General features: G+C 77.6%; 22 protein-coding genes and 1 tRNA gene. 9 read left to right on the plus strand and 14 right to left on the minus strand.

What is annotated here, in order from left to right; genetic code table 11:
• Positions 1–31: 31 nt before the first annotated feature.
• Positions 32–457 (minus strand): pyridoxamine 5'-phosphate oxidase family protein, encoded by a 426-nt coding sequence (locus ACI79V_RS11615; RefSeq protein ID WP_456889365.1) that lies wholly within the window; start codon positions 455–457, stop codon positions 32–34.
• Between the two features lie 206 nt (positions 458–663).
• On the opposite strand from ACI79V_RS11615, the gene ACI79V_RS11620 reads away from it, so the two are divergent.
• Positions 664–1,146, plus strand: a complete 483-nt coding sequence (locus tag ACI79V_RS11620) for a universal stress protein (RefSeq protein ID WP_456889366.1) — start codon at positions 664–666, stop codon at positions 1,144–1,146.
• Between the two features lie 6 nt (positions 1,147–1,152).
• Here ACI79V_RS11620 and ACI79V_RS11625 read toward each other — a convergent pair whose 3' ends face one another.
• Genes ACI79V_RS11625 through ACI79V_RS11640 form a run of 4 tightly spaced genes read right to left on the minus strand, consistent with a single transcriptional unit; the run spans position 1,153 to position 3,752 of the window.
• The gene (locus tag ACI79V_RS11625; RefSeq protein ID WP_456889368.1) at positions 1,153–1,548 is read right to left on the minus strand and encodes a VOC family protein; all 396 of its coding nucleotides are present in this window, start codon (positions 1,546–1,548) and stop codon (positions 1,153–1,155) included.
• A gap of 40 nt (positions 1,549–1,588) precedes the next feature.
• Positions 1,589–2,155, minus strand: coding sequence for a flavodoxin domain-containing protein (locus tag ACI79V_RS11630; RefSeq protein WP_456889370.1), 567 nt, complete (start codon positions 2,153–2,155; stop codon positions 1,589–1,591).
• On the minus strand, positions 2,152–3,069 hold the full coding sequence (locus ACI79V_RS11635) for a universal stress protein (RefSeq protein WP_456889372.1): 918 nt from the start codon (positions 3,067–3,069) through the stop codon (positions 2,152–2,154). The genes ACI79V_RS11630 and ACI79V_RS11635 overlap by 4 nt, the downstream gene beginning before the upstream one ends.
• The gene (locus ACI79V_RS11640; RefSeq protein WP_456889374.1) at positions 3,066–3,752 is read right to left on the minus strand and encodes a CBS domain-containing protein; all 687 of its coding nucleotides are present in this window, start codon (positions 3,750–3,752) and stop codon (positions 3,066–3,068) included. The genes ACI79V_RS11635 and ACI79V_RS11640 overlap by 4 nt, the downstream gene beginning before the upstream one ends.
• A gap of 252 nt (positions 3,753–4,004) precedes the next feature.
• Here ACI79V_RS11640 and ACI79V_RS11645 point away from each other — a divergent pair, with 252 nt between their 5' ends.
• Both ACI79V_RS11645 and ACI79V_RS11650 read left to right on the plus strand, forming a co-directional pair.
• A complete protein-coding gene (locus tag ACI79V_RS11645; RefSeq protein WP_456889376.1) occupies positions 4,005–5,003 on the plus strand; it encodes a zinc-dependent alcohol dehydrogenase family protein in 999 nt (332 codons plus the stop codon).
• Positions 5,004–5,107: 104 nt separating this feature from the next.
• Positions 5,108–5,398, plus strand: a complete 291-nt coding sequence (locus ACI79V_RS11650; protein ID WP_456889378.1) for a hypothetical protein — start codon at positions 5,108–5,110, stop codon at positions 5,396–5,398.
• 75 nt (positions 5,399–5,473) lie between these two features.
• Here the strand turns inward: ACI79V_RS11650 and ACI79V_RS11655 are convergent, their stop codons facing one another.
• From ACI79V_RS11655 to ACI79V_RS11665, 3 genes are read right to left on the minus strand one after another with little or no spacing between them, the layout of a single operon-like run.
• The gene (locus tag ACI79V_RS11655; RefSeq protein WP_456889380.1) at positions 5,474–6,052 is read right to left on the minus strand and encodes an Rv1733c family protein; all 579 of its coding nucleotides are present in this window, start codon (positions 6,050–6,052) and stop codon (positions 5,474–5,476) included.
• Positions 6,049–6,939: a universal stress protein gene (locus ACI79V_RS11660; RefSeq protein WP_456889381.1), complete on the minus strand. Its 891-nt coding sequence runs from the start codon at positions 6,937–6,939 to the stop codon at positions 6,049–6,051. The genes ACI79V_RS11655 and ACI79V_RS11660 overlap by 4 nt, the downstream gene beginning before the upstream one ends.
• Positions 6,936–8,009 (minus strand): Acg family FMN-binding oxidoreductase, encoded by a 1,074-nt coding sequence (locus ACI79V_RS11665; protein ID WP_456889383.1) that lies wholly within the window; start codon positions 8,007–8,009, stop codon positions 6,936–6,938. Before ACI79V_RS11665 ends, ACI79V_RS11660 begins: the two co-directional genes overlap by 4 nt.
• Positions 8,010–8,219: 210 nt before the next feature.
• On the opposite strand from ACI79V_RS11665, the gene ACI79V_RS11670 reads away from it, so the two are divergent.
• Positions 8,220–9,803, plus strand: coding sequence for a DUF4389 domain-containing protein (locus tag ACI79V_RS11670; RefSeq protein WP_456889384.1), 1,584 nt, complete (start codon positions 8,220–8,222; stop codon positions 9,801–9,803).
• 56 nt (positions 9,804–9,859) lie between these two features.
• Here the strand turns inward: ACI79V_RS11670 and ACI79V_RS11675 are convergent, their stop codons facing one another.
• Positions 9,860–10,396, minus strand: a complete 537-nt coding sequence (locus ACI79V_RS11675) for a flavodoxin family protein (protein ID WP_456874008.1) — start codon at positions 10,394–10,396, stop codon at positions 9,860–9,862.
• A gap of 141 nt (positions 10,397–10,537) precedes the next feature.
• Between ACI79V_RS11675 and ACI79V_RS11680 the strand changes: the two genes are divergently transcribed.
• Both ACI79V_RS11680 and ACI79V_RS11685 read left to right on the plus strand, forming a co-directional pair.
• Positions 10,538–11,521, plus strand: a complete 984-nt coding sequence (locus ACI79V_RS11680) for a proline racemase family protein (protein ID WP_456889386.1) — start codon at positions 10,538–10,540, stop codon at positions 11,519–11,521.
• Positions 11,518–12,414 carry an ornithine cyclodeaminase family protein gene (locus ACI79V_RS11685; RefSeq protein WP_456889388.1) on the plus strand — a complete coding sequence of 299 codons (897 nt, stop codon included), beginning with the start codon at positions 11,518–11,520 and terminating at the stop codon, positions 12,412–12,414. The genes ACI79V_RS11680 and ACI79V_RS11685 overlap by 4 nt, the downstream gene beginning before the upstream one ends.
• A 3-nt stretch (positions 12,415–12,417) precedes the next feature.
• Here ACI79V_RS11685 and ACI79V_RS11690 read toward each other — a convergent pair whose 3' ends face one another.
• From ACI79V_RS11690 to ACI79V_RS11705, 4 genes are all read right to left on the minus strand, one after another.
• Positions 12,418–14,007 (minus strand): LCP family protein, encoded by a 1,590-nt coding sequence (locus tag ACI79V_RS11690; RefSeq protein ID WP_456889390.1) that lies wholly within the window; start codon positions 14,005–14,007, stop codon positions 12,418–12,420.
• Between the two features lie 113 nt (positions 14,008–14,120).
• Complete coding sequence (msrA, locus tag ACI79V_RS11695) at positions 14,121–14,636, minus strand: peptide-methionine (S)-S-oxide reductase MsrA (protein ID WP_456889392.1); 516 nt, start codon at positions 14,634–14,636, stop codon at positions 14,121–14,123.
• A gap of 138 nt (positions 14,637–14,774) precedes the next feature.
• Positions 14,775–14,848 (minus strand) — tRNA-Ile (locus ACI79V_RS11700).
• Positions 14,849–14,925: 77 nt separating this feature from the next.
• Positions 14,926–15,375, minus strand: a complete 450-nt coding sequence (locus ACI79V_RS11705; protein WP_456889394.1) for a DUF1707 SHOCT-like domain-containing protein — start codon at positions 15,373–15,375, stop codon at positions 14,926–14,928.
• 514 nt (positions 15,376–15,889) lie between these two features.
• Here ACI79V_RS11705 and ACI79V_RS11710 point away from each other — a divergent pair.
• Entirely contained in the window at positions 15,890–17,053 is a 1,164-nt protein-coding gene (locus ACI79V_RS11710) for a M23 family metallopeptidase (RefSeq protein WP_456889395.1), read from the plus strand.
• A gap of 5 nt (positions 17,054–17,058) precedes the next feature.
• On the opposite strand, the gene ACI79V_RS11715 is transcribed toward ACI79V_RS11710, so the two are convergent.
• Positions 17,059–17,973, minus strand: a complete 915-nt coding sequence (locus ACI79V_RS11715) for a maleylpyruvate isomerase N-terminal domain-containing protein (RefSeq protein ID WP_456889397.1) — start codon at positions 17,971–17,973, stop codon at positions 17,059–17,061.
• Positions 17,974–18,082: 109 nt separating this feature from the next.
• Here ACI79V_RS11715 and ACI79V_RS11720 point away from each other — a divergent pair, with 109 nt between their 5' ends.
• Positions 18,083–19,195 (plus strand): diguanylate cyclase, encoded by a 1,113-nt coding sequence (locus tag ACI79V_RS11720; RefSeq protein ID WP_456889399.1) that lies wholly within the window; start codon positions 18,083–18,085, stop codon positions 19,193–19,195.
• A 353-nt stretch (positions 19,196–19,548) separates the two neighbouring features.
• Positions 19,549–20,049 (plus strand): DUF3145 domain-containing protein, encoded by a 501-nt coding sequence (locus tag ACI79V_RS11725; RefSeq protein ID WP_456876701.1) that lies wholly within the window; start codon positions 19,549–19,551, stop codon positions 20,047–20,049.
• Positions 20,050–20,298 lie beyond the last annotated feature (249 nt).

Below are 20,298 nucleotides of genomic sequence, written 5' to 3' on the forward strand. Positions count from 1 at the left end.
CGGTGTGCCGGAACGGGCAGGTCCGGATCGGTCACGCGGGCCGGCGCGTGGTGGGCGCGGCGACCGGCAGGATCCGCCAGCCGCGCACCACCGTCGCCTGCAGCACCACGTAGCCGCGGCCGTCCGCCGGCACCGGGTCGCCGGGCCACCCCGCGGCGTCCCACGCGCCGACGGCCGCCGGGTCGGTGACGGTGCGGGCGGGACCGACGACGGAGACCGCCCACCCGTGCTCGCCGTCGAACTGGTCCACGCACAGCACCACCACGCCACCGCGGTGGGGGAGCAGGTGGTCGTCCCCGGGGCGCGCCGGGACGGCGAGCCGGTCCCCGTCGACGACGTACCGGACCGGCACCACGGCCGGGAGGGCGTCCTTCGTGAAGGCCAGGTGCCCGACGCGGGCTCCGGCGACGAGCCGCCGGCACTCGTCGTCGCTCAGGTGCTGCCGGTGGCTGGTCACGTCCGTCCCTCCCGCGCCGCTCGGCCGGGCGCCCGCGCGCTCACGGTCCCAGCGGCGCGCCCGGCGCCGTCAGGGACCTCCGTCCCGGATCGCTGGGCCGGGTGGCCCGTCGCGCCCCTGGTACTGGGGACCTCGGACCCTGCCCCGCGAGCCCGCCCGGCGTGGGAGGGTCGGGCGGAGGGGATCGGTCGTGAGGAGGCCATGGGGTGGAGACGACGGCGCAGCAGAACGGCATCGTGGTCGGGGTCGACGGCTCGGCCTGCGCCCGCGAGGCGCTGGCGTGGGCCGGGCGGCTGGCTGCGCGGGCCGGCCTGCCGCTCACGGTGGTGCGGGCGTGGAGCATCCCGACCGCGCCCCGGCCGGCCACCTGGGAGCCCGGCTACGTGCCGCCGATGGCCGATTACGAGAAGGCCGTGGAGCAGGCGCTGGCCGACGACGTCGCCGCGGCCCGCGTGCCCGAGGGGACCGCGGTGACCTGCCGCGCGGTGCACGCCGCGCCGGCGGAGGCGGTGGTGGCCGCTTCCCGCGGCGCGGAGATGCTGGTGGTCGGCGTCCGCGGCTGGGGCGGCGCGCTCGGCCGGCTCGGGTCGCTCGCGCAGGCCGTGCTGCGCGAGGCCGCCTGCCCGGTCACCGTGGTGCGGTCGGGCACCACCCCGCGCATCGAGGGCGCCGGACAGCCGCTGGTCTGACCCGCCCTAGGCGAGGTTCAGCTGCCAGGACACCCCGAAGCGGTCGTTCACCCAGCCGAAGCGGCGGCTGAAGCCGTACCCGTCCACCGGCATCAGGACCGTGCCGCCGTCGGAGAGGCCGGCGAACAGCCGGTCGAGCTCGTCGGCCGACGCGACGTCGACGAAGATCGAGAAGGACGGCGTGAAGCCGAAGTCGTGCACCGGGGGGCTGTCGAAGCAGCGGAACACCTGACCGGCGATGGAGAAGGTGGCCTGCTCCACCGTCCCCTCCGCGCCCTGGCCGCCCGGCCCCCACCGCGTGAGGCCCAGCACGCGCGCGTCGTCGAACAGCGACGTGTAGAGCTCGATGGCGCGCTCGGCGTCGCCGGTGAACATCAGGAAGGGCGTGACCTGCTCGGGCATGGCCGGAGGCTAGCCGCGGCCACCGACCGTCCCGGCCCCGTCAGCTCCGGGGGCCCGCGGGTTCCCGGCGTGGGGGCCGCGGAGCCGGCTCCTCGGCAGCCAGGGCGACCGCGATCTCGCGGGCCCACCCGCGGACGGCCTCCCAGTCCCGGAAGTCGCCGACCGGCGCCCGCATCGCGCTCGCCATCGCCCGCTCGCCGAAGCTCAGGCGGCCCGGGTCCAGCCGGCCCGGGAAGACGCGGCTCCCGCGCAGCGGGAGGAGATCGGTCAGCGTGGCGACGTCGTGGGGCTCCTCCGGCGGGAACGGCGGCGCGCCGATCGGCCCGCTGGAGAACAGCCACACCGGCCGTCGGCGCAGCTCCGCCACGGAGTGGACGGCCAGGTCGTGGGCCGGCCCGAGCCAACGGCCCGCGTACACGGCGCTGCCCAGCACCACCGCGTCCCAGAGCGCCGGGTCGGGGCGGGACTCGACCGGCACGGCGGCCGCGCTCAGCCCGGCCCCGCGCCCGGCCGGGCAGCCCGCGATCTCCTCGGCGAGCACCCCGGCGATCTCGGCCGTCGAGCCGTGGCGGCTGGCGACGGCCACCAGGACGCGGCGGCCGGTCACCGCCGGCCGCCCGGGGTGTCGGTCGTCGGCACCACCGCGACCGGGCAGGGCGGCCGGTGCACCACCGCGTGGGTGGTCGACCGCAGCCGGGCCGGGAGCCGGTGCGGCCGGGCGCCGACGACGAGCAGTTCCGCCGTCAGCGCCGCCGCGAGCAGGGCGCGGGCCGGGCGGTCGCGGACCACGGCCTCGCGGACGGGGACGTCGGGCTCCTTGTCCCGCCAGCCGGCGAGCGCCTCGGCCAGCACGCGCTGCTCGTCGGCGAGGACGCCGGCCCAGTCGACCACCGCGCTGGTCGACAGCAGCGCGGTCTCCAGCGCGACGTCCTGCCAGGCGTGCACGGCGAGCAGGTCCGTCGCCCGCATCGCGGCCTCGGCGAACGCGAAGGCGAGCACGGCGTCGTCGGCGGGCCCGCCGGCCACCGCCGCGACGACCGTGGTCCGCGGCCGGACCGCCACGGCCGTCGGCTCCGGGAGCAGCAGCACCGGGCACGGCGGTGCCGCGAGGACCTCCGCGGCGGTCGACCCGAGCAGCAGGCCCGAGACGCCGCCCACCCCCCGGCTGCCCAGGACGAGCAGCTCGGCGCCGCCGGCCGCGCGGGCCAGGACGTCGGCCGCGTCCCCGGGCACCACCGCCCAGCTGACGCGGTCGGCTCCGAGCACCTCCGCGGCGTCCCCGGCCGCGGTGCGCAGCGCCGACTCGGCGGCCGCGCGCAGCAGGCCGCCGGTGTCCGGGAACCCGGGGTCGTCCGTACCCGGGGACGGGGGCGCGGCCGCCGACCAGAGCAGCGCGTGGACCAGGCGCAGGGCGCAGCCGCGGCGGGCGGCCTCCTCGACGGCGACCGCGGCCGCCTCCCGCGCGGCGTCGGACCCGTCGATCCCGACGACGACGGTCCGCTCGGCCCGGGGCCGGGTCACGGCCGGCTCCCCGGGGACGTCGCCGCACTCGTGCGGGCCGGGTCGGTGCCGGTCGGGTCGGCGCCGGCCGGCAGCACGCGGACGGCCACGACGCCGCCGACGGTCCGGGCCAGCTCGGTCAGCGCCCGCTCCTCGGTGCCCTCCGGTCCCTCCGGCTCGCCGCGCAGCCGCTGGACGGTCGCCACCCCGTCGGTGACGGCGACCTGCCAGGCGTCGAGCTCCCCGGTGTAGCCCTCCACCAGCTGCAGCAGCTCGTCCCGGACGTCGTCGTCCGGGCGCACCAGCGTGCGCAGCAGGTCACGGCGGCTGACGATGCCGGCCAGCCGGCCGCCGTCGGTCACCGGGACGCTGCGCAGCCCCTGGTCGACGAAGAGCCGCGCGACGTCGGCGACGTCGGCGGTGACGTCGACCGACCGCACCCGTCGGGTCATCACGTCCCGCACCAGGCCGGGCGGCGGCTCCCCGCCACCGCCGCCGTCCCGGCGCAGGTGCAGCCGCGGGTCGGCGGGCAGCCGGTCGCGCAGCACGTCGGCCTCCGCGACGACGCCGACGAGCCGGTCGTCGTCCTCGACCACCGGCAGGGCGGCGAAGCCCCGCCCGGCCATCACCTCCGCGGCGTACCGCACCGCGGTGTGCGGGCCCACCGTCACCACGTCGCGGGTCATGACGTCTCGCACCTGCACGGCTCCTCCTCCGGTCGGTGTCCCGGACGCTAGGTCGGCCGGACGGGCCCGCCCAGGGTCGGCCGACGTCGTCGCGGGGGACGGAGGTCCCGGGACGGGAGGCCCCTCGCCTCCGGTCCGCGGGGCGCGGTCCGGCGGACGGTGGGGGGTGCCGCCCGGCACCGGTCCGGGCCCGACGTGAGGACCGCCGATGGACACGGCCCGGCAGCAGCACCGCGGCGACCCTCCGCCCGCGCCGGCCTGAGCCGGGCCGTGCGCGCCTGGGTGGTCGGCATGCCGGCGCCGGCCGACGACGGCCCGCTCGACCGGGTCGAGCGGGAGCTCCCCGACCCCGGCCCGGGGCAGGTGCGGGTCGCGGTCACCTGCTGCGGGGTGTGCCGCACCGACCTGCACCTGGCCGAGGGCGACCTCCCGCCGCGGCGGCCCGGTGTCGTCCCCGGGCACGAGGTGGTCGGGCGGGTCGACGCGCTCGGTCCCGGGGCGACCCGCTTCGTCGTCGGCGACCGGGTCGGCGTCCCGTGGCTGGGCCGCACCGACGGCTCCTGCCGGTTCTGCCGCCGCGGGGACGAGAACCTGTGCACCGACCCCCGGTTCACCGGCTGGGACCTCGACGGCGGCTACGCCGACGCCTGCCTGGTCGACGAGCGCTTCGCCTACCGGCTGCCCGAGGGACTCGACGACGAGCAGGCCGCGCCCCTGCTGTGCGCCGGGATCATCGGCTACCGCGCGCTGCGCTGCGCCGAGGTGCCGCCGGGCGGCCGGCTCGGGATCTACGGCTTCGGCGGCAGCGCGCACCTCACCGCGCAGGTCGCGCTCGCGCAGGGGCTGCGGGTACACGTGCTCACCCGCGGGGCGGCCAACCGCCGGCTGGCGCGGGAGCTGGGAGTGGACTCGGTCGGCGACGCCATCGACGCCCCGCCCGAACCCCTCGACGGCGCGGTCCTGTTCGCACCGGCGGGCGAGCTGGTGCCCGGGGCGCTGCGGGCCCTCGACCGGGGCGGGACCCTCGCCGTCGCCGGGATCTGGCTGTCCGACGTGCCGGCCCTGTCCTACGCCGAGGAGCTGTTCCAGGAGCGACGGCTGCGCAGCGTCACCGCGAACACCCGGCGCGACGCCGAGGAGTTCCTCACCCTCGCCGGCCGGCTGGGCGTGCGGGCGACGACCACCGCCTACGACCTCGAGGACGCGCCGCGGGCCCTCGCCGACCTCGCGCACGGCCGCTTCGCCGGCGCCGCCGTCCTGCACGCGTGAGGGCCGTAGGTCCCGGTCCGCGGGACCCTCGCCCCCTGCGGTGGCGGCCCCGGCCGGGAGAGCGTAGGACCGGAACGACCGCACCCCTCCAGGAGGACCCCGACATGACCGCGCCCGACGCCGCCGGCGAGCACCCGCGCCGCGAGATGTCCGAGGACGAGAAGCTGATCGCGCAGTGGGAGGCCCGGCACGACGTCGCCGCCCGCGGTCACCGGCTCGACCCGCAGGCCGTCCAGGACTACCTGAGCCACGCCCGCGCCTCCGAGCGCGGGCGTCCCGCGGGGTCCGGCAAGGGAGCGTCACGGGCGCAGCGGGAGCCGGCCGGACCGGTCCCGCCGACGGGGTCCGCGCCGCCCCGGCGGTCCTGGTGGCGCCGGCTGCTCGGCCGGTCCTGACCGACGGAGGAGGGGCCGGGACGCGGCGCGTCCCGGCCCCTCCTCCGTACCGGCCCGGGGTCGGCGCGGCCGGGGTCAGCGGAGCCGGAACCGGGCCGCCCAGACCGGCTCGACCTCGGTCCACTCGCGCGCCCAGCGGCGCAGCCGTGCGCGGTCGAGGAGGGCGCGGACGGCGACGTGCAGCGTGACGGCGGCCGCGGCGACGAGCACGGCGGTGACGGTGCCGGCCACCGCCGTCGCCACCCGTGCGCCGGCCGGTGACAGCGGCGGGCGGGTGCGGCGCCCGTCGGGCTCGACCCAGATGGACACCGTCTCCCCGGCGCGGGTCCCCGCCGGGACGGGCACCTCGCCCTCGCGATCGCTGCCGTCCGGCCCGGTCCAGGCCGCCGGGGCGCCCGCCCCCACGCCGGGCACCGGCTCCGCGTCGGCCAGCAGCACGGCCGGCACGCGGTGGCGCTCCTCCTGCTGCTGCCGGACCTCGGCGGCGACGTCGGTGCCGACCGTGGTGGCCACGGTGAGCCCCACCGGCACGGCGAGCACGGCGAGCAGCGCGCACAGCAGCAGGGAGACCAGTTCGAGCCGGTCGTCCGGGCGGGCGGCGCGTCCCGTGCCACGCCGCAGCCGGGCCACGACCGGACCCGGGGTCGCGCTCACCGGGGCAGGGCGATGCCGGCCGGCCGCCGGGCGGCGCGGCGGCGGTCGGGTGGAGCCGGCGGGACGACCAGCACGGGGCAGCGGGCCCGGGTGGTGACGGCCTCGACGAGCGCGGCCCCGGCCGCCGAGCGCGGGCGGCCGACCACCAGCAGCCCCGCATCCAGGCAGCGGTCCACCAGCACCCTGGCCGGGTCTCCGGCCCGGACGTCGACCGACACCGGGATCCCCGGCCACCCGTCGCGGGCGCGGGCCACGTGCGCCTCGACGAGCCGCCGCCCGGCCGCGGTGACGGCCGCGGCGACCGGCGCCCACGGCTCGGCGAGGACACCGTCCACGCCCTGTCGCAGACCGTCCGCGCGACAGGCGTGGACGACGTGCAGCGAGGTGCCGCGCGTGCCCGCCTGGAGGGCCGCCGCGGCGAGCACGGCGGTGGTGCCGGCGGTCCCGTCCACCCCGGCCACCACGACCGGACCTCCGGGGACGCCCGGGGGCACGACCACGGACACCGGGCAGTCCGACGTCGTCACCAGTGCCCGGGTGACCGGACCCAGGCCGTCGGGACCGCCCCCGGTGCCGACGACTGTCGTGGCCGTGCCCGCGGCCTCGTCCCGCAGCACCCGGGCCGGAGGGCCGTCCCGCACGACCGTCCGCACGGGGAGCGCCGGGACCCGGGTCGCGAGGTCACGGCGGAGCGCGTCGAGGTGGGCGAGCGCCCGGGACCAGGGGCCGTGGTGGGCGCGTCCCGCGTCGGGGGCCTGCTCGACCGCTGTGACGAGGACCAGGGGGCGCAGTTCGCGGTGTGCGTCGTCCGCCGCGGCGAGCGCCACGTGCCGATCGCCGCGGGTGCCGTCGACCCCGGCCACGACCGCCGGCAGGCGGGCGGTCACACCCACGTCGTCCCCCCGCGGCCGTCGGGGACCGGGCGGGTCGGCGGACCGGGCCGGCCGCGGGCCGGGCGCTGGACGGGGGAGGCGCTGTTCTCGACCACCGTGCCGCGGGGACGGCGGGGGGTCGGTGAGGTGGCCGGTGCCCGGCCGATGCGCAGCACCGACTGGGGATGGGCGTCCCAGGTGAGCGCCGAGCGCAGCTGGGTGCGGGTGACGGGGACCTCGACGGCCTGGGTGAGCGGGCCGGCGACCCAGCCGCGGGCGGTGAGCTCCAGCAGCACCCGCTCGAGGGCCTCTCCGCAGCGCAGCCAGGCCAACGGGTCGTCACGGTGGGTGGCGAGCACGACGAGGGTCTGCTCGGTGCCGGAGCCGGTGTCCGGCGGGAGCAGGCCGGCGCCGGTGGTGTCGAAGTCGCGGACGGGCAGCTGGTCGTGCTGGCGGCCGTCGACGTGCGGGACGGCGCTGGTGGGCACGCCGTCGCCGGCGCGCGGCTCGCGGTTGGTCCACCGGCGCAGCTCGGCGCGGTAGGCGGGATCGGCGTTCTGGATGCGGTCGGCCTGCTGGACCAGGCGGGCGAGCAGGTGCACGTGGTCCTCGTGGCTGACCGGGACCAGGACGGTCTCCTCGGCGGCGGCCGCGGCGACCAGCACCCGGAGCAGGTCCTCGGGGAGCCGCTCGGGGTCGTAGCGGCGGCGGTTGGTGCGGCGCCGGCGCACGGCGGGGGCGAGGGCGGCCAGCGCGGGGTCGGCCGGGCCGGCGACCGGGTGCAGCACCGCCATCAGGTCGGGGTCGGCGGGGTCGGGCAGCCGGTCGACGCGGGCTGCGGTGCCGGCGGCGGCCAGCGCCACCCGGGCGTTGAGCAGCGCGGCGCCGATGCTCTGGGCCAGGGCGCGGCCGGCCGGGTCGAGGGTGGTCAGCTGCCGGGAGCGGTCGGCGGACAGCTCCAGCCGGTCGGGGTGCAGCCGGATCCGCCAGGGCTGGGTGTTGTGCACCGAGGGCGCCAGGACGGCGGCGTCGGCGGCCGCCTCGAGCAGCGGCAGCGACCTGGGGGCGGCGGTGCGGCGGGTCATGGCGCGACTCCTCCGGGCGGTGGTGCCCCGAGCGTCGTCCGTCCGAGGAGCCCCGTCCCGGGCCCGCGGTCCCCGGTGACAGCGACCAACGTCCCCGGTGCCAGTCGCCTTCGGCCGTGTCCGGCGAGCGGCCCGGGACGCGACGCTCGGGTCGGCCGCTCGCGCCGGGAAGACGCCCCGGGTCGCCGCGGCGGCAGGAGGAGGTGTGCCGTGAGCGAGCACGTGTCGCCGACGGCCCCGGCGGGGAGCCGGCCGCCCTACCCGGTGCGCGTCGACGGGCTGCTGGACGCGCGGCTGTCGCGCTGGCTGTGGCTGGTCAAGTGGCTGCTGCTGGTGCCGCACTACGTGGTGCTGGCGTTCCTGTGGGTGGCGGTCGTCGTCGTCACCGTCGTGGCGTTCTTCGCCGTCCTGGTCACCGGGCGGTATCCGCGGCCCCTGTTCGACTTCACCGTCGGCGTGCTGCGCTGGACCTGGCGGGTGCAGCACTACGGCTACATGGCGCTGGGCACCGACCGCTACCCGCCGTTCACCCTCGCCGACGTCCCCGGCCATCCGGCGCGTCTCGACGTGCCCTACCCCGAGCGGCTCTCCCGCGGGCTGGTGCTGGTGAAGTGGTGGCTGCTGGCGCTGCCGCACTACGTCGTGCTGGCGGTGTTCGTCGGCGGCGGCGTCTGGCTGGGCACGGGGTCCTGGGACGGGGACCGCGTCGGGGACGACGGCTGGGCCTTCGGTGGCCTGGTCGCCCTGCTGGTCTTCGTCGCCGGGGTGGTCCTGCTGTTCCGCGGGCGCTACCCCGTCCCGATCTACGACTTCGTGCTCGGCATGGACCGCTGGGCCTGGCGCGTGACCGCCTACGTGCTGCTGCTGACCGACGCCTACCCGCCGTTCCGGCTGGACCTGGGCGGCACGGACCCCGGGTCGGTGCCCGCCACGCCGCTGCCCGCCGCTCCGCCTCCGGCCGGCACCCCGGCGACGCCGGTGGCCGCCGCGCCGTCCGCGGAGGGCCGGTGGACCGCGGGGAGGGTCACGGCGGTCGTCCTCGGGTCGGCGCTGGTGCTCACCGCGACCGGTCCGCTGGTCGCCGGCAGCACGCTGCTCTGGGCCGACCGGGCCGAGCGCGACGCCGACGGCGTGCTGCTCATGCCCGCCGCGTCGGTGGACACCGGCCGCTACGCGGTGACGACCGAGGGGATGGTGTTCGAGGGCGACGGCCTGGACTGGGTGGTCGACGAGCTGCTCGGGACGGCGCGCCTGACGGTGACCCCCGACGACCCGGACGTCGAGCTGTTCCTGGGCGTGGCCCCGACCGCCGACGTCGACCGGTACCTGCGCGACGTGGGGCACGCGACGGCGGAGGAGCTGGACCCGGGTTGGGGGATCTGGGACGACCGGACGTGGGTGGTCGACGACGTGCCGGGCGGGGCGCCCGCCGTCCCGCCGGGTGAGGCCGGCATCTGGACCGCCGAGGCCAGCGGCAGCGGCACCCAGGTGCTCGACTGGCGTCCCGACGAGGGGAACTGGACGGTCGTGCTCATGCGGGCCGACGGCGACGCCGGGGTGGCGGCCGTCGCCCGGGCCGGTGCCACGCTGCCCGGGCTCACCTGGTTCTCCGTCGGGCTGCTCGGGATCGGCGTGGTGCTGCTGGTGGTCGGCGGGCTGCTGATCGGTCTGGCCGTGCACGCGGCGCGGCCGCTGCCGCCGTCCGGGCCGGTCCCGGTGACCGGCCGGCCACCGGTGCCCAGCCCGCGCGGCACCGAGCCCGACCTGCCGGTGACCGGGCGGTCGGGGACCTGACCGCGCGCCACGACGCCCCCGCCGCGATCTCGCGGCGGGGGCGTCGTCGTGCGCGGCTACCGGCCGCGGGTCCCGGCGGCCAGGAGCGCGGCCAGGCTGCGGCCCCACCCGCGGGCGCGCTCCTCCTCGCCCTCGACCAGGGGCCCGGTGGTGCCGGCGACCGAGAAGTGCTCGGCGGGGGCGACCACCTCGGCGCCCAGCCGGCCGAGCAGCTTCTCCTCGGTGCGCGACGCGTGGTCCATGCGCGTGATCACCTTGTGGCCGTCGAGACGGGTGTCGAACGCCGCGGCGCGCACCCCGCCGGCCGGCGCCCGCACCGCCTCGAGCCACTCGCGCAGGCCGGTCGCGGTGTCGGGGACGACGGCACCGTGGTCGGACACCGCGCTGCCGCGGGTCGACGGGCGGGGCATGCCGAAGGCGTGGTTGGGACCGCCGACGACGAGCAGGGCCACGTCGGGCCCGATCTCGGCCGGCGCCTCCGCCGCGGCCACGGCGTCGGCGGGCACCGACTCCGACAGCCCGGCCGCGATCGCCTGCGCGATCGTGCGGGCGTCCCCGAACAGGGACTCGTAGACCACCAGGGCACGGGTCACGTGCGCTTCCTCCCTCTGACGTCGGGTGCTCGACGGCGCCGACGCTAGGGACGGCCGTGGTCCTGCCGGCACGGGCGGAGGGCCCGGGCGGACCGGGACGGAGGTCGCTGCCGGGTGCCGGGGGCGTGGCAGGGTGCCGGTGTGCTGCCGGCGACGATCGCGACGACGGACCACCACACGGGCGGCGAGCCGTTCCGGATCGTGGCCGACCCACCGGTGCCCATCCCGGGGACGACGGTCGCCGAGCGGCGGGCACGGGCGATCACCGACCCCGACGTCCAGCTGCTGCGGGCGGTGCTCTGCTCGGAGCCGCGCGGGCACGCCGACGTGTACGGCGGCTTCCTCGTGCCCCCGGACGACGACGGCGCCCACCTTCGCGTCCTGTTCTGGCACGAGGACGGCTTCTCCACCGCCTGCGGCCACGGCACCATCGCGCTCGGCGTGTGGGCCGTCGACACCGGACGGGTCGCCGCCCCGGACACCGGCAGCACCGACGTCGTCGTCGACGTGCCCTCGGGCCGGGTGACCGCGGTCGACTTCGTCGACGTGCCCAGCTGGGTGGTCGCCACCGAGGTGCCGGTGACCACCTCCCGCGGCGAGGCGACCGTGACCGTCGCCTACGGCGGGGCGATCTACGCGACACTGCCGGCCGCCGCGCTGGGCCTGTCGGTCACCCCGGAGCACCTCGGTGCGCTCATCGCCCTGGGACGCGAGGTCAAGCGGGCTCTCAGCGACAGCGAGCACGCCGTGCACCCGGACGACCCCCGGCAGGACGGGGTCCACGGGACCATCTGGTTCGACGAGCTGGGGGACGCCGAGGGGGAGGCCCGCCGGCGCAACGTCACCGTCTTCGCCGACGGCGAGGTCGACCGCTCCCCGTGCGGCTCGGGCACCTGCGCCCGGCTGGCCGCGCTCGACGCCGACGGCCAGCTGCCCGCGGGCACGGTGCTGCGGCACGAGTCGATCGTCGGCAGCACGTTCACCGGGACGGTGCTCGACCGGGTCGACGCCGGCGGGCGCCCCGCCGTCGTCCCGCAGGTCACCGGCACGGCCCACCGGACCGGGGAGCACGTGTTCTGCGTCGACCCGCACCACCCGCTGGTCCCCGCGTTCGTGCTGCGGTGAGGGTCCTCGACGCGGACGACGTCGCCGCCCTCGGCCCGGCGGCCGCGGTGCGGGCGGTCACGGAGGCGCTGCGCGGCGGGCTCGACCCCGCTGCCGACCCGGCCCGCATCCCGGTCGGCCTGGCGCGGGGGCAGTTCCTGCTGATGCCGTCGGAGGCGGCCGGCGCGGCCGGGGTGAAGGTGGCGACCGTCGCCCCGGGCAACCCGGCCCGCGGGTTGCCCCGCGTGCAGGCCGCCTACCTGCTGTTCGACGCGGGGACCCTCGCGCTGCGCGCGGTCCTCGACGGCACGGCGCTCACCACGCTGCGCACCCCCGCGGTCTCCGTCGCCGCCGCCCTCCCGCGGCTGACCGACCGCCCCCTGCGGGTCGCGGTGCTCGGCGCCGGCCCCCAGGCCACCGGCCACGTCGCCACGCTGGCCGCCGCCCGCCCCGTGGACGCCGTCACGTACCTGGTCCGCGACCCGTCCCGGACCCCGCTCGACGCGGTCGCGCTCGGGACGCCGCGGGCCGAGCAGGAGCTGGGTTCGGCCGACGTGGTCGTCTGCGCGACCTCGGCCCGGTCCCCGGTGTTCGACTCCGCCCTGCTGCGCGACGACGCCGTGGTGGTCGCCGTCGGCTCGCACGAGCCCGACGCCCGCGAGCTCGACGCCGCGCTGCTCGGCCGCGCCACCGTCGTCGTCGAGGACGTCGCGACGGCGCTGCGCGAGGCCGGGGACGTCGTGCTCGCGATCGCCGAGGGCGCGCTGACCCCGGCCGACCTGGTGCCGCTGCGCGACGTCGTCACCGGTGCGGTCGCCGTCCCCGCCGACCGGCCGCTGGTCGTCAAGACCGTGGGGATGTCCTGGCAGGACCTCGTCGTCGCGACGGCGGTGGCCGGACGCCACGGAGCCTGAGTCTCAGTTGATGCAGGTCTCGTCCGCTGCCGTGCGGGGCGCCTCGGCGCTGGGCTCACCGGCCGGCTCGGGCGGTGTGGTCGGCTCACCGATGCCGTTGAAGTCGCTGCCCAGGACCAGCTGCACGGTGCCGCTGCCGGCGTCCTCGCTGACCTCGGTGAGGGCGCCGGGGACCTGCGCGGCGAGCGTGGCGGCCAGCGCCTCGTCGCCGGCGGCGTGGCGGACGACGGTCTGCTCGTAGTCGCTGCTGTCGGCGTTGCCGGTGGCGGTCACCGTGAAGCCGGCGGCCTCGAGGTCCGCGGTCGCCTCGGCGGCGATCCCCGAGGTGCCCGAGCCGTTGTAGACCTCCACCGACACCTCCGAGGGCGCCACCGGAGCCGGGGGCTCGGGCGCGGGCGCCGGGTCCTCCGGCTCGGCGGAGAGGGTGGCGAAGAAGTCGGCCAGGGTGTCCTCGTCGGCGAGGCGCACGATCGACCGGCCGTCCTCGTCGCGGGCCGCGGCGTCGGCGATGGGCACGGTCTGGAACTCGATGCTCCCGGCGGTCACCGACTGCATCTGCTGGGCGAGGTCGAGGAGGTCGAGGTCCTCGTCGACGGTGAGCGACTCCGACGCCGCCTCGATCAGGTCCCGCTGCTTGCCGAGGTCGAGCAGCACGTCCTGCGACAGGACCTTGCGCAGCACGCCGCCGATGAACACCTGCTGGCGGACGATGCGGTCGAGGTCGCCGCGGGGGAGGGCCGCGCTGCCGTCCGGCCGGACGCCCTGCCGCTGGCGGACGAAGGCCAGCGCCTCGGCGCCGCTGATCGTCTGCTTGCCGGCCGGGAAGAACGCGCCGGAGAACTCGCGGTCGTCGACGGCGTGGCAGAGGTTGACCTCGACGCCGCCGACGACGCTGGTGAGCTCGAAGAAGCCGAGCAGGTCGACCTCGGCGTAGTGGTCGATCCGCAGGCCGCTGAGCTGGCTGATCGTGCGGATGAGCAGCTGCGCGCCGGCGGCCTGCTTCTCCTCGTCGGGGGCGGAGTCGTCGACCTCCGCGTAGCCGCGCGCGTAGGCGGCGTTGAGCTTGTCCATCCCGTGGCCGGGGATCTCCACGTAGGAGTCGCGCGGGAAGGAGACGAACGAGGCGCGCGACCCGTCGGCCGGGACGTGCACCAGGATCATCGTGTCGGTGTTGATCCCGGAGTCCACGCCGGCGCTGAGCTCGGCGAGCTGCTCGGAGGTCAGCGCGGCGCGGCTGTCGTTGCCGACCAGCAGCAGGTTCATCGCCTCGGGCGCGCCGCCGGTGTCGGCGTTGCCGTCTGCGGGGATGGCGTCGGTGCGGTTCACCGTCGCCTCGGCCACCCGGCCCAGGTACCAGCCCCAGCCGCTGCCGGCCAGCACGACGAGCGACACGAGCACGGCCACGGCGCGACCGAGGACGACGGCCGGGCTGGTGCGGCGGCGCGGCGTCCCGACCCGCCGGCTCCCGTGCGGGCCGGTGGCCTCGGCGGGACCGGAGCCGCGGACGTGGGGGGAACGGCCGGCGCGCGGGTCGAGCCGTGCCGGGAGCGGCCGGGCCGGGGGGTCGCCGTGCTGGTCGCGGTCGCGGCTCACAAGATCGAGGTTAGGGGCGTCCGGCGTCGGGTGGGGGTCCCGGCACCGTCGTGTCCGGTGGTGCAGCGCGAGGCCCTCCCAGGACCCCCGGAGGAGGCCCTGGGAGGGGACGCCTACCGGGTGGCCTGCTCCTGGCGGCGCGGCAGCACCCAGCCCGGCCGCACGTAGTGGCAGGTGTAGCCGTACGGGAACTTCTGCAGGTAGTCCTGGTGCTCCTCCTCGGCCTCCCAGAACGGGCCGGCCGCGGTCACCTCGGTGACGACCTTGCCGGGCCACAGGCCCGACGCGTCGACGTCGGCGATCGTGTCCTCGGCGACGCGCTTCTGCTCGTCGCTCGTGTAGAAGACCGCCGAGCGGTAGCTCCGGCCGACGTCGTTGCCCTGACGGTCGACCGTCGTCGGGTCGTGGATCTGGAAGAAGAACTCCAGCAGCTCGCGGAACGAGATCACGTCGGGGTCGAAGACGACCTCGACCGCTTCCGCGTGGTCGCCGTGGTTGCGGTAGGTGGCGTTCGGCGTGTCACCGCCCGAGTAACCGACCCGGGTCGACACCACCCCCGGGCGCTTGCGCAGCAGGTCCTGCGCACCCCAGAAGCAACCGCCGGCCAGGATCGCCGTCTCAGTGGTCATCGTCTGCCCTTCCTTGTTCGGGACGCTGGCAGAACGCCACGGCGCCTGCCGGGATTCCGCCCCGCGATCGTGGCAGGGACGATCCCGGGGGCGTCGAGGCGCGCCGGATCCTGCCGCGCTGACCTGCACGGATGTCGGTGGGGCGGGTGGGGCTCGAACCCACGACCCAGGGATTATGAGTCCCGTGCTCTGACCGGCTGAGCTACCGCCCCCGGTGCCAGCCTGCCAGACACCGTCCCCAGGGGGCAGCGTCCCGGGGCGGTGGCGCCGTCCCCGGGACACCTCCGGCTCAGTCGGGTCCGGGACGCTCTCCCCAGCCCTCGGGCCAGCCGTCCGACCAGCGCTCCGGACCGCCGTCGAACAGCCCCTGCAGCACCAGTGAGCCGAGCGCGACGAACAGCAGCAGCGTCAGCACCGCCACCAGGGCCAGGCGCACGGCCGTGGGCCCGTCCGAGCGCGCGCCGTGCAGCGTCGCCCGCACCTGCTCCCAGGCCATCAGCCCCAGCGGGCGCCACCCCGGCGGACCGGACGGCGCCGTCGCCGGAGGCAGGTCCGCGGTCAGGGGTGCCAGGTCGCGCAGGTGGACCGCGGCGAAGGCCGACGCCATCCGGTCGCTGCCCTCGTCGGGGGTGAGCAGCCCTCGCGCGACGGCGTCCTGCAGCGCCTGGACCGTGGCCGCCCGGTCGCCGTCGGACGCCCGCAGCGGAGGCGCCGGATGGGGCGCCCTGGATCCGTCCATGTTTCCCCTCCTCCTGCACGGGTACGGCGGGCCAGCGTGCACGCGGTAGCTGGCAATCCCCTGTGAGTGGGGTCACGGGGGGATGACCAGCCAGTTCGCTCAGACGAGCCGAAGAGGCGCTTGTCGCCGAAAGTGCCGCATCCCACACGTCCCGTGAGACGCGCAGGTCACAGGCCCGCCCGTGCAAGCAGGCGCGCCAGGTAGTTGACCGTTTCGTTACCTGACCTCCGTCCGGCGTAGTACGTTCGCCGACGGTCCCGCCGGGCCCCACGCGCCTCGATCCCCGAGGACACCGGCCGGACCCCGCCTGACCGCCGGCCACCGCGCCGGGACCCGGGACCTCTCCGAGGCCCCTGCTCGGTCGCGCCCGCGTACGGCACACGTGGGTGAGCCGCGCGTCCACTCCGGACGTGGCGGTGACCCGGGAAGCGGACCCGAGGAACGGAGATCCGCCGTCTTGGCGTCCCTGCACCACCGGACCAGCCCGCGTTCCGCCCGCCGCATCCGTCGTGCCGTGGTCGCCACCGGCGCCGCTCTGGGCCTCCTGCTCACCGCGTCCGCCCCGGCCCTCGCCGACCCGGACGACGACGTCGCGGCCGCCGAGGCCACCGAGCAGGCTCTCGTCGCCGAGGTCGAGCGGGTGAGGTCCCAGGTCGCCGCCGCCGAGGAGCAGCTGCAGCGGATGACCGTCGAGGCCGAGGCCGCCGCGGACGCCGCGCTGGTCGCCCAGGCCGAGCTGGCCGCCGCCCAGCAGCAGGCCGAGCTCGCCGCCGCCGAGCTGCAGGCCGCCCGGGACGCCGTCGCGCAGGCGGAGGACGAGGTCGTCGAGCTCGGCCGCGAGGCCTACATGGGCAGCGGGGGCGAGCTCGCCGGGACCGCCTCGGTGCTGCTGGACAGCCAGGGTCCGCGCGAGGTCCTCGAGCGCGCCGCCACCCTCGACCTGCTGGGCGACCAGCGCGCCGAGACGCTGGAGGAGTACGAGCTGCTCGAGGCGCAGGAGGCCGCGGCCGACGCCGCCGCCCGTGCCGCCGTCGAGGAGCGCGACGCCGCCGCCCGTGCCGCCGCCGAGACCCAGGCCGCCGCCGACGCCCGCCTGGCGCAGGCGCAGGCCGACTACGACGCCGTCGCCGCGGAGAAGGCCCGCCTCGACGAGCAGCTGCGCGCCGCCGAGGTCGAGCTGCTGCGCCTGCGTGGCATCGCCGACGCCGAGGCCGCCTACGCCGCGCAGCAGGCCGCGCAGCAGCAGGCGGCGGTCAACGTGCAGTCCTCCGCCGGCGGGGGCATCGCGCCGACCACCGGCCGGGTCACCTCCTGCTACGGCCCGCGCTGGGGCACCATGCACCAGGGCGTGGACATCGCCGCCCCGATCGGCACGCCCGTGTACGCGCCCGACGGCGGCGTGGTCCTGCAGGCCGGTCCCGCCAGCGGCTTCGGCCAGGCCGTGTACGTCCAGCACGACGACGGCCGGATCACCCTCTACGGGCACGTCGACACCTTCACCGTGTCGGCGGGCGAGGTGGTCGGCGCCGGTCAGCAGATCGCCACGGTGGGCAACAAGGGGCAGTCGACCGGCCCGCACCTGCACTTCGAGGTGCACGAGGGCGGCCTGTACGCCAGCCGCGTCAACCCGGTGCCGTGGCTCGAGGCGCACGGCGTCTCGCTCGGCGGCGCCTGCTGACGGCCTCAGCCGCGGCGGCCGCGCAGCCGGCCCAGCAGGTCACCGGCGCCCCCGACGGTGCGGGCGGCCAGCGCCAGGATCGGCCCGCCCGGGATCCCGGGCACCGACTCGACGATCGGCGCCAGCCGCACCAGCTCGGGCAGGTCGCGCACCCGCAGCCGCCGCCGCACCAGCGCGGCGGCCGGGTTGACCCGCCCCGACGCGGCGTCCAGGAGCAGGTCGGCGGGTGCCTCGACGACGGCGCCGGGCGGGCGCTCCCCGTCCACCCGCCGCACCGTCCAGCCGGGCGGGTCCGCGGCGAAGGTCCACCCGCCGTCGGGCGTGAACAGGGTCGCGCCGCCGGAGATGCCCGCCGCGGCGGCCAGCGCCCCGGTGACCTCCGCGAGCGCAGCCAGCCCCGCCTGCAGCACCGGCGGTGGCGGCGGGGGAGCGCCCAGCGGCACCAGGTCCAGGCCGTGGACGGCGAGCTCGTAGGCCTGGCCCAGCACCACCGACAGCAGCGGCAGCCGGCCCACCGTGGAGACCGCCGGCGCGGTGTCCAGCTCGGCCGGCGCGTCGGCGAGGTAGCGCACCGTCGCCTCGCGGTTGCGGAGCAGCGCCGCCAGGACCTCCTCGCGGGGCGCGTCCCGGTGGGCGGCGGTCACCCGGGCGTTGGTGGCGTCGACGTCCGGAGGGGTCCCGGTGCCGCCGGCGCGCGCGGAGGCCTGCAGGTCCTCCAGCGCGGCGTGGTCGGGCCAGGCGCCCAGGTGGACGCACACCTCGTGCGCGCGCCAGCCGGGCAGCCGGGTGGGCCGGTCGAGGTCGACCGCGGCCGCCTGCTCGAGGAAGGCGTCCCAGGCGCCGAGCACCAGCGGTCCGACCACGTCGCGTCCGGCGGCGGCCAGGCCGCGCGGCCGGCCGGCTGCGTCCCTCGCTCCCATGACCGGGCCCTACCCAGCGGGCGGCGGGGCACCCCGGACGGGGGAGCCGCGCGGGCCCGGGGTGCAGGGTGGGGCGGGTCCTGCCGTACCCCAGGGGGTGAGCGCGGCGGTGACGGGGAGCGTGGCGCGCGGGGGAGCCCTGCGTGCGCTGCTGCGCCGCGCGCCCCGCTGGCTGGGCGCGGGGCTGTACCGGCCGCTGGCCGACGCCGAGGACCGCGCCCGCTTCTGGGTCCGCCACGTGCAGACCGGGGTGCTGCTGAGCGAGGTGGCGGGCCTGGCCTCGCTGGCCTACACGCTGCTGACGCCGACGGCCGGCCACCGGCACCCGGTGCTGCTGGTCCTGGCCTCGTCCGTGGTCCTCGGGGTGCCGCTGCTGCTCCTGCTGCCCCTGCGCTCGATGGTCTACGACCTGCGCGGAGGCCTGTTCTTCTACACCTGGAGCGCCGCGGTCACCGCCGTCGTCACCGTGGCGGCCCGGATCGACGGTGGCGCGGAGAGCCCGCTCTGGGTCCTCTACTTCCTCAACCTGGTGTTCACGGCGGTGGCCTACCCGCCCGCCGGCGTGCTGCTCACCGGCATCGCCACGACCACCTGCTACGCGCTGGTGGTCGCCGGTCCGCTGGACTCCCACTCGATGTTCGTGGCCACCGTCCTGGTCACCGTGACGCTCGTCTGCGCCTTCACCTCGGCCAACCAGTGGGCCACTCAGGACCGGATGGTGCTGCTGCTGCGCACCCAGCAGGCGCTGGCCACCACCGACCCGCTCACCGGTGTCCCCAACCGCCGGGTCTTCCTCGAGCGCGTCGCGGGCGCCGTGGGCCGCGCCGGCCGCGGCGAGCGCGCCGTGGTCTGCATCGTCGACCTCGACGGGTTCAAGGCGGTCAACGACCGGGACGGCCACGCCGCCGGGGACACCGTCCTGCGCCGGGCCGCCGCCGCGCTGGGCGCCGCGGTCCGCGAGACCGACACCGTGGCTCGCCTCGGCGGCGACGAGTTCGCCGTCCTCGCCGGCTCCCCGGCGCCCGCCGACGACGCGGCGTTGGCCGGGCGCCTGCGGGACGCCGTCGCCGAGGCCGGTGCCGGCTGGGGGGTGACCGCCAGCGTGGGCTGCGCCCTGGTGCGCCCGGACGACGACGTCGCGGACGTGCTGCACCGGGCGGACGCGGCCATGTACCGGGCCAAGGCGGCCGGCGGGGACCGGGTACACGATCTCGTACGGTGACCGTCTCGCCCGCGTGGCGGTGACCGAGTGTGACCGGCGGCCCCGGCAGGGGGTTGCGAGACACATTCGGCCGCGACCGCGCGTGACCGGGTGCCCGGTGTACCGTCAGGGCCGCCCAGGGGTGGCTGGGCACGGGGAAGGCGTCCGTGGTATGGCCCTGACCAGCACTTCCGTGGCGGCAGGGGTGCGCGGGACCACATCCGCACCAGCCGCCGCATCCGCACTGGCGCGACCGGTGCCTCATCGTGCACACTGTCGGTGCGTCCCTGGTCCACCGGAGCTGACCACAGCCTGTCACCGAATCGATCGTCCGTTGGGGAAGACGAGACCGATCGAGTCGATGGAGGTGCCTCGTGCAGCGACGGTCTACCCAGGGTGTCGTCTTCGTGCACTCCTGCCCGAAGGCGCTCTGCCAGCACGTCGAGTGGGCGCTCGAGCGCGTCATCGGCGCGCCGGTCTCCCTGTCGTGGGCCGACCAGCCCGCGGCACACGGTGCCTTCCGTGCCGAGGTGGCCTGGACCGGTGCGCCCGGTACCGGCGCCAAGCTGGTCGCCGCGCTGCGCGCGTGGCCGATGCTGCGCTTCGAGGTGACCGAGGAGGCCAGCCACGGCAACGACGGCGAGCGCATGTCCTACGTGCCCGGCCACGGGGTCTTCCGCGCCCCCACGAGCGCCAATGGCGACATCGTGGTGACCGAGCAGCAGTTGCGCACGCTGGCGGCGACCGCCACGTCGGCCGAGGCGTTCCGCCACGGGGTCGACCAGCTCCTCGGTGCGGCCTGGGACGCCGACCTGGAGGTCTACCGGTACGCCGGTGACGGCAGCCAGACGACCTGGCTCCACCAGGTGGTCTGAGGCCGGCGCCGGGCTCCTCCGTCACGATTGAGGCACGACGACGTGAGGCTCCCCGCCCCGGCGTCGTAGGCTCCAGGTCAGGTCGTCCGGACGTCGTCGGGGAAGCGGCGTCCGGACGGCCTCCCGAGAGGGGGGGGGGGGGCGGGGGGGGGGGGGGGGGGGGGGGGGGGGCGCGGCGGGGGGGGGGGGGGGGGGGGGGGGGGGGGGGGGGGGGGGGGGGGGGGGGGGCTGGGGGGGGGCTCGGTCTGG

The organism is Geodermatophilus sp. SYSU D00700, assembly GCF_054050255.1.

What these genes read in the sequence shown, in the direction of transcription:
- ACI79V_RS11625 (WP_456889368.1), bottom strand. Translation starts at nt 1,548, where the DNA reads ATGCCCGAGCAGGTCACGCCCTTCCTGATGTTCACCGGCGACGCCGAG.
- ACI79V_RS11650 (WP_456889378.1), top strand. Translation starts at nt 5,108, where the DNA reads ATGACCGCGCCCGACGCCGCCGGCGAGCACCCGCGCCGCGAGATGTCC.
- ACI79V_RS11665 (WP_456889383.1), bottom strand. Translation starts at nt 8,009, where the DNA reads ATGACCCGCCGCACCGCCGCCCCCAGGTCGCTGCCGCTGCTCGAGGCG.
- msrA (WP_456889392.1), bottom strand. Translation starts at nt 14,636, where the DNA reads ATGACCACTGAGACGGCGATCCTGGCCGGCGGTTGCTTCTGGGGTGCG.
- ACI79V_RS11705 (WP_456889394.1), bottom strand. Translation starts at nt 15,375, where the DNA reads ATGGACGGATCCAGGGCGCCCCATCCGGCGCCTCCGCTGCGGGCGTCC.
- ACI79V_RS11715 (WP_456889397.1), bottom strand. Translation starts at nt 17,973, where the DNA reads ATGGGAGCGAGGGACGCAGCCGGCCGGCCGCGCGGCCTGGCCGCCGCC.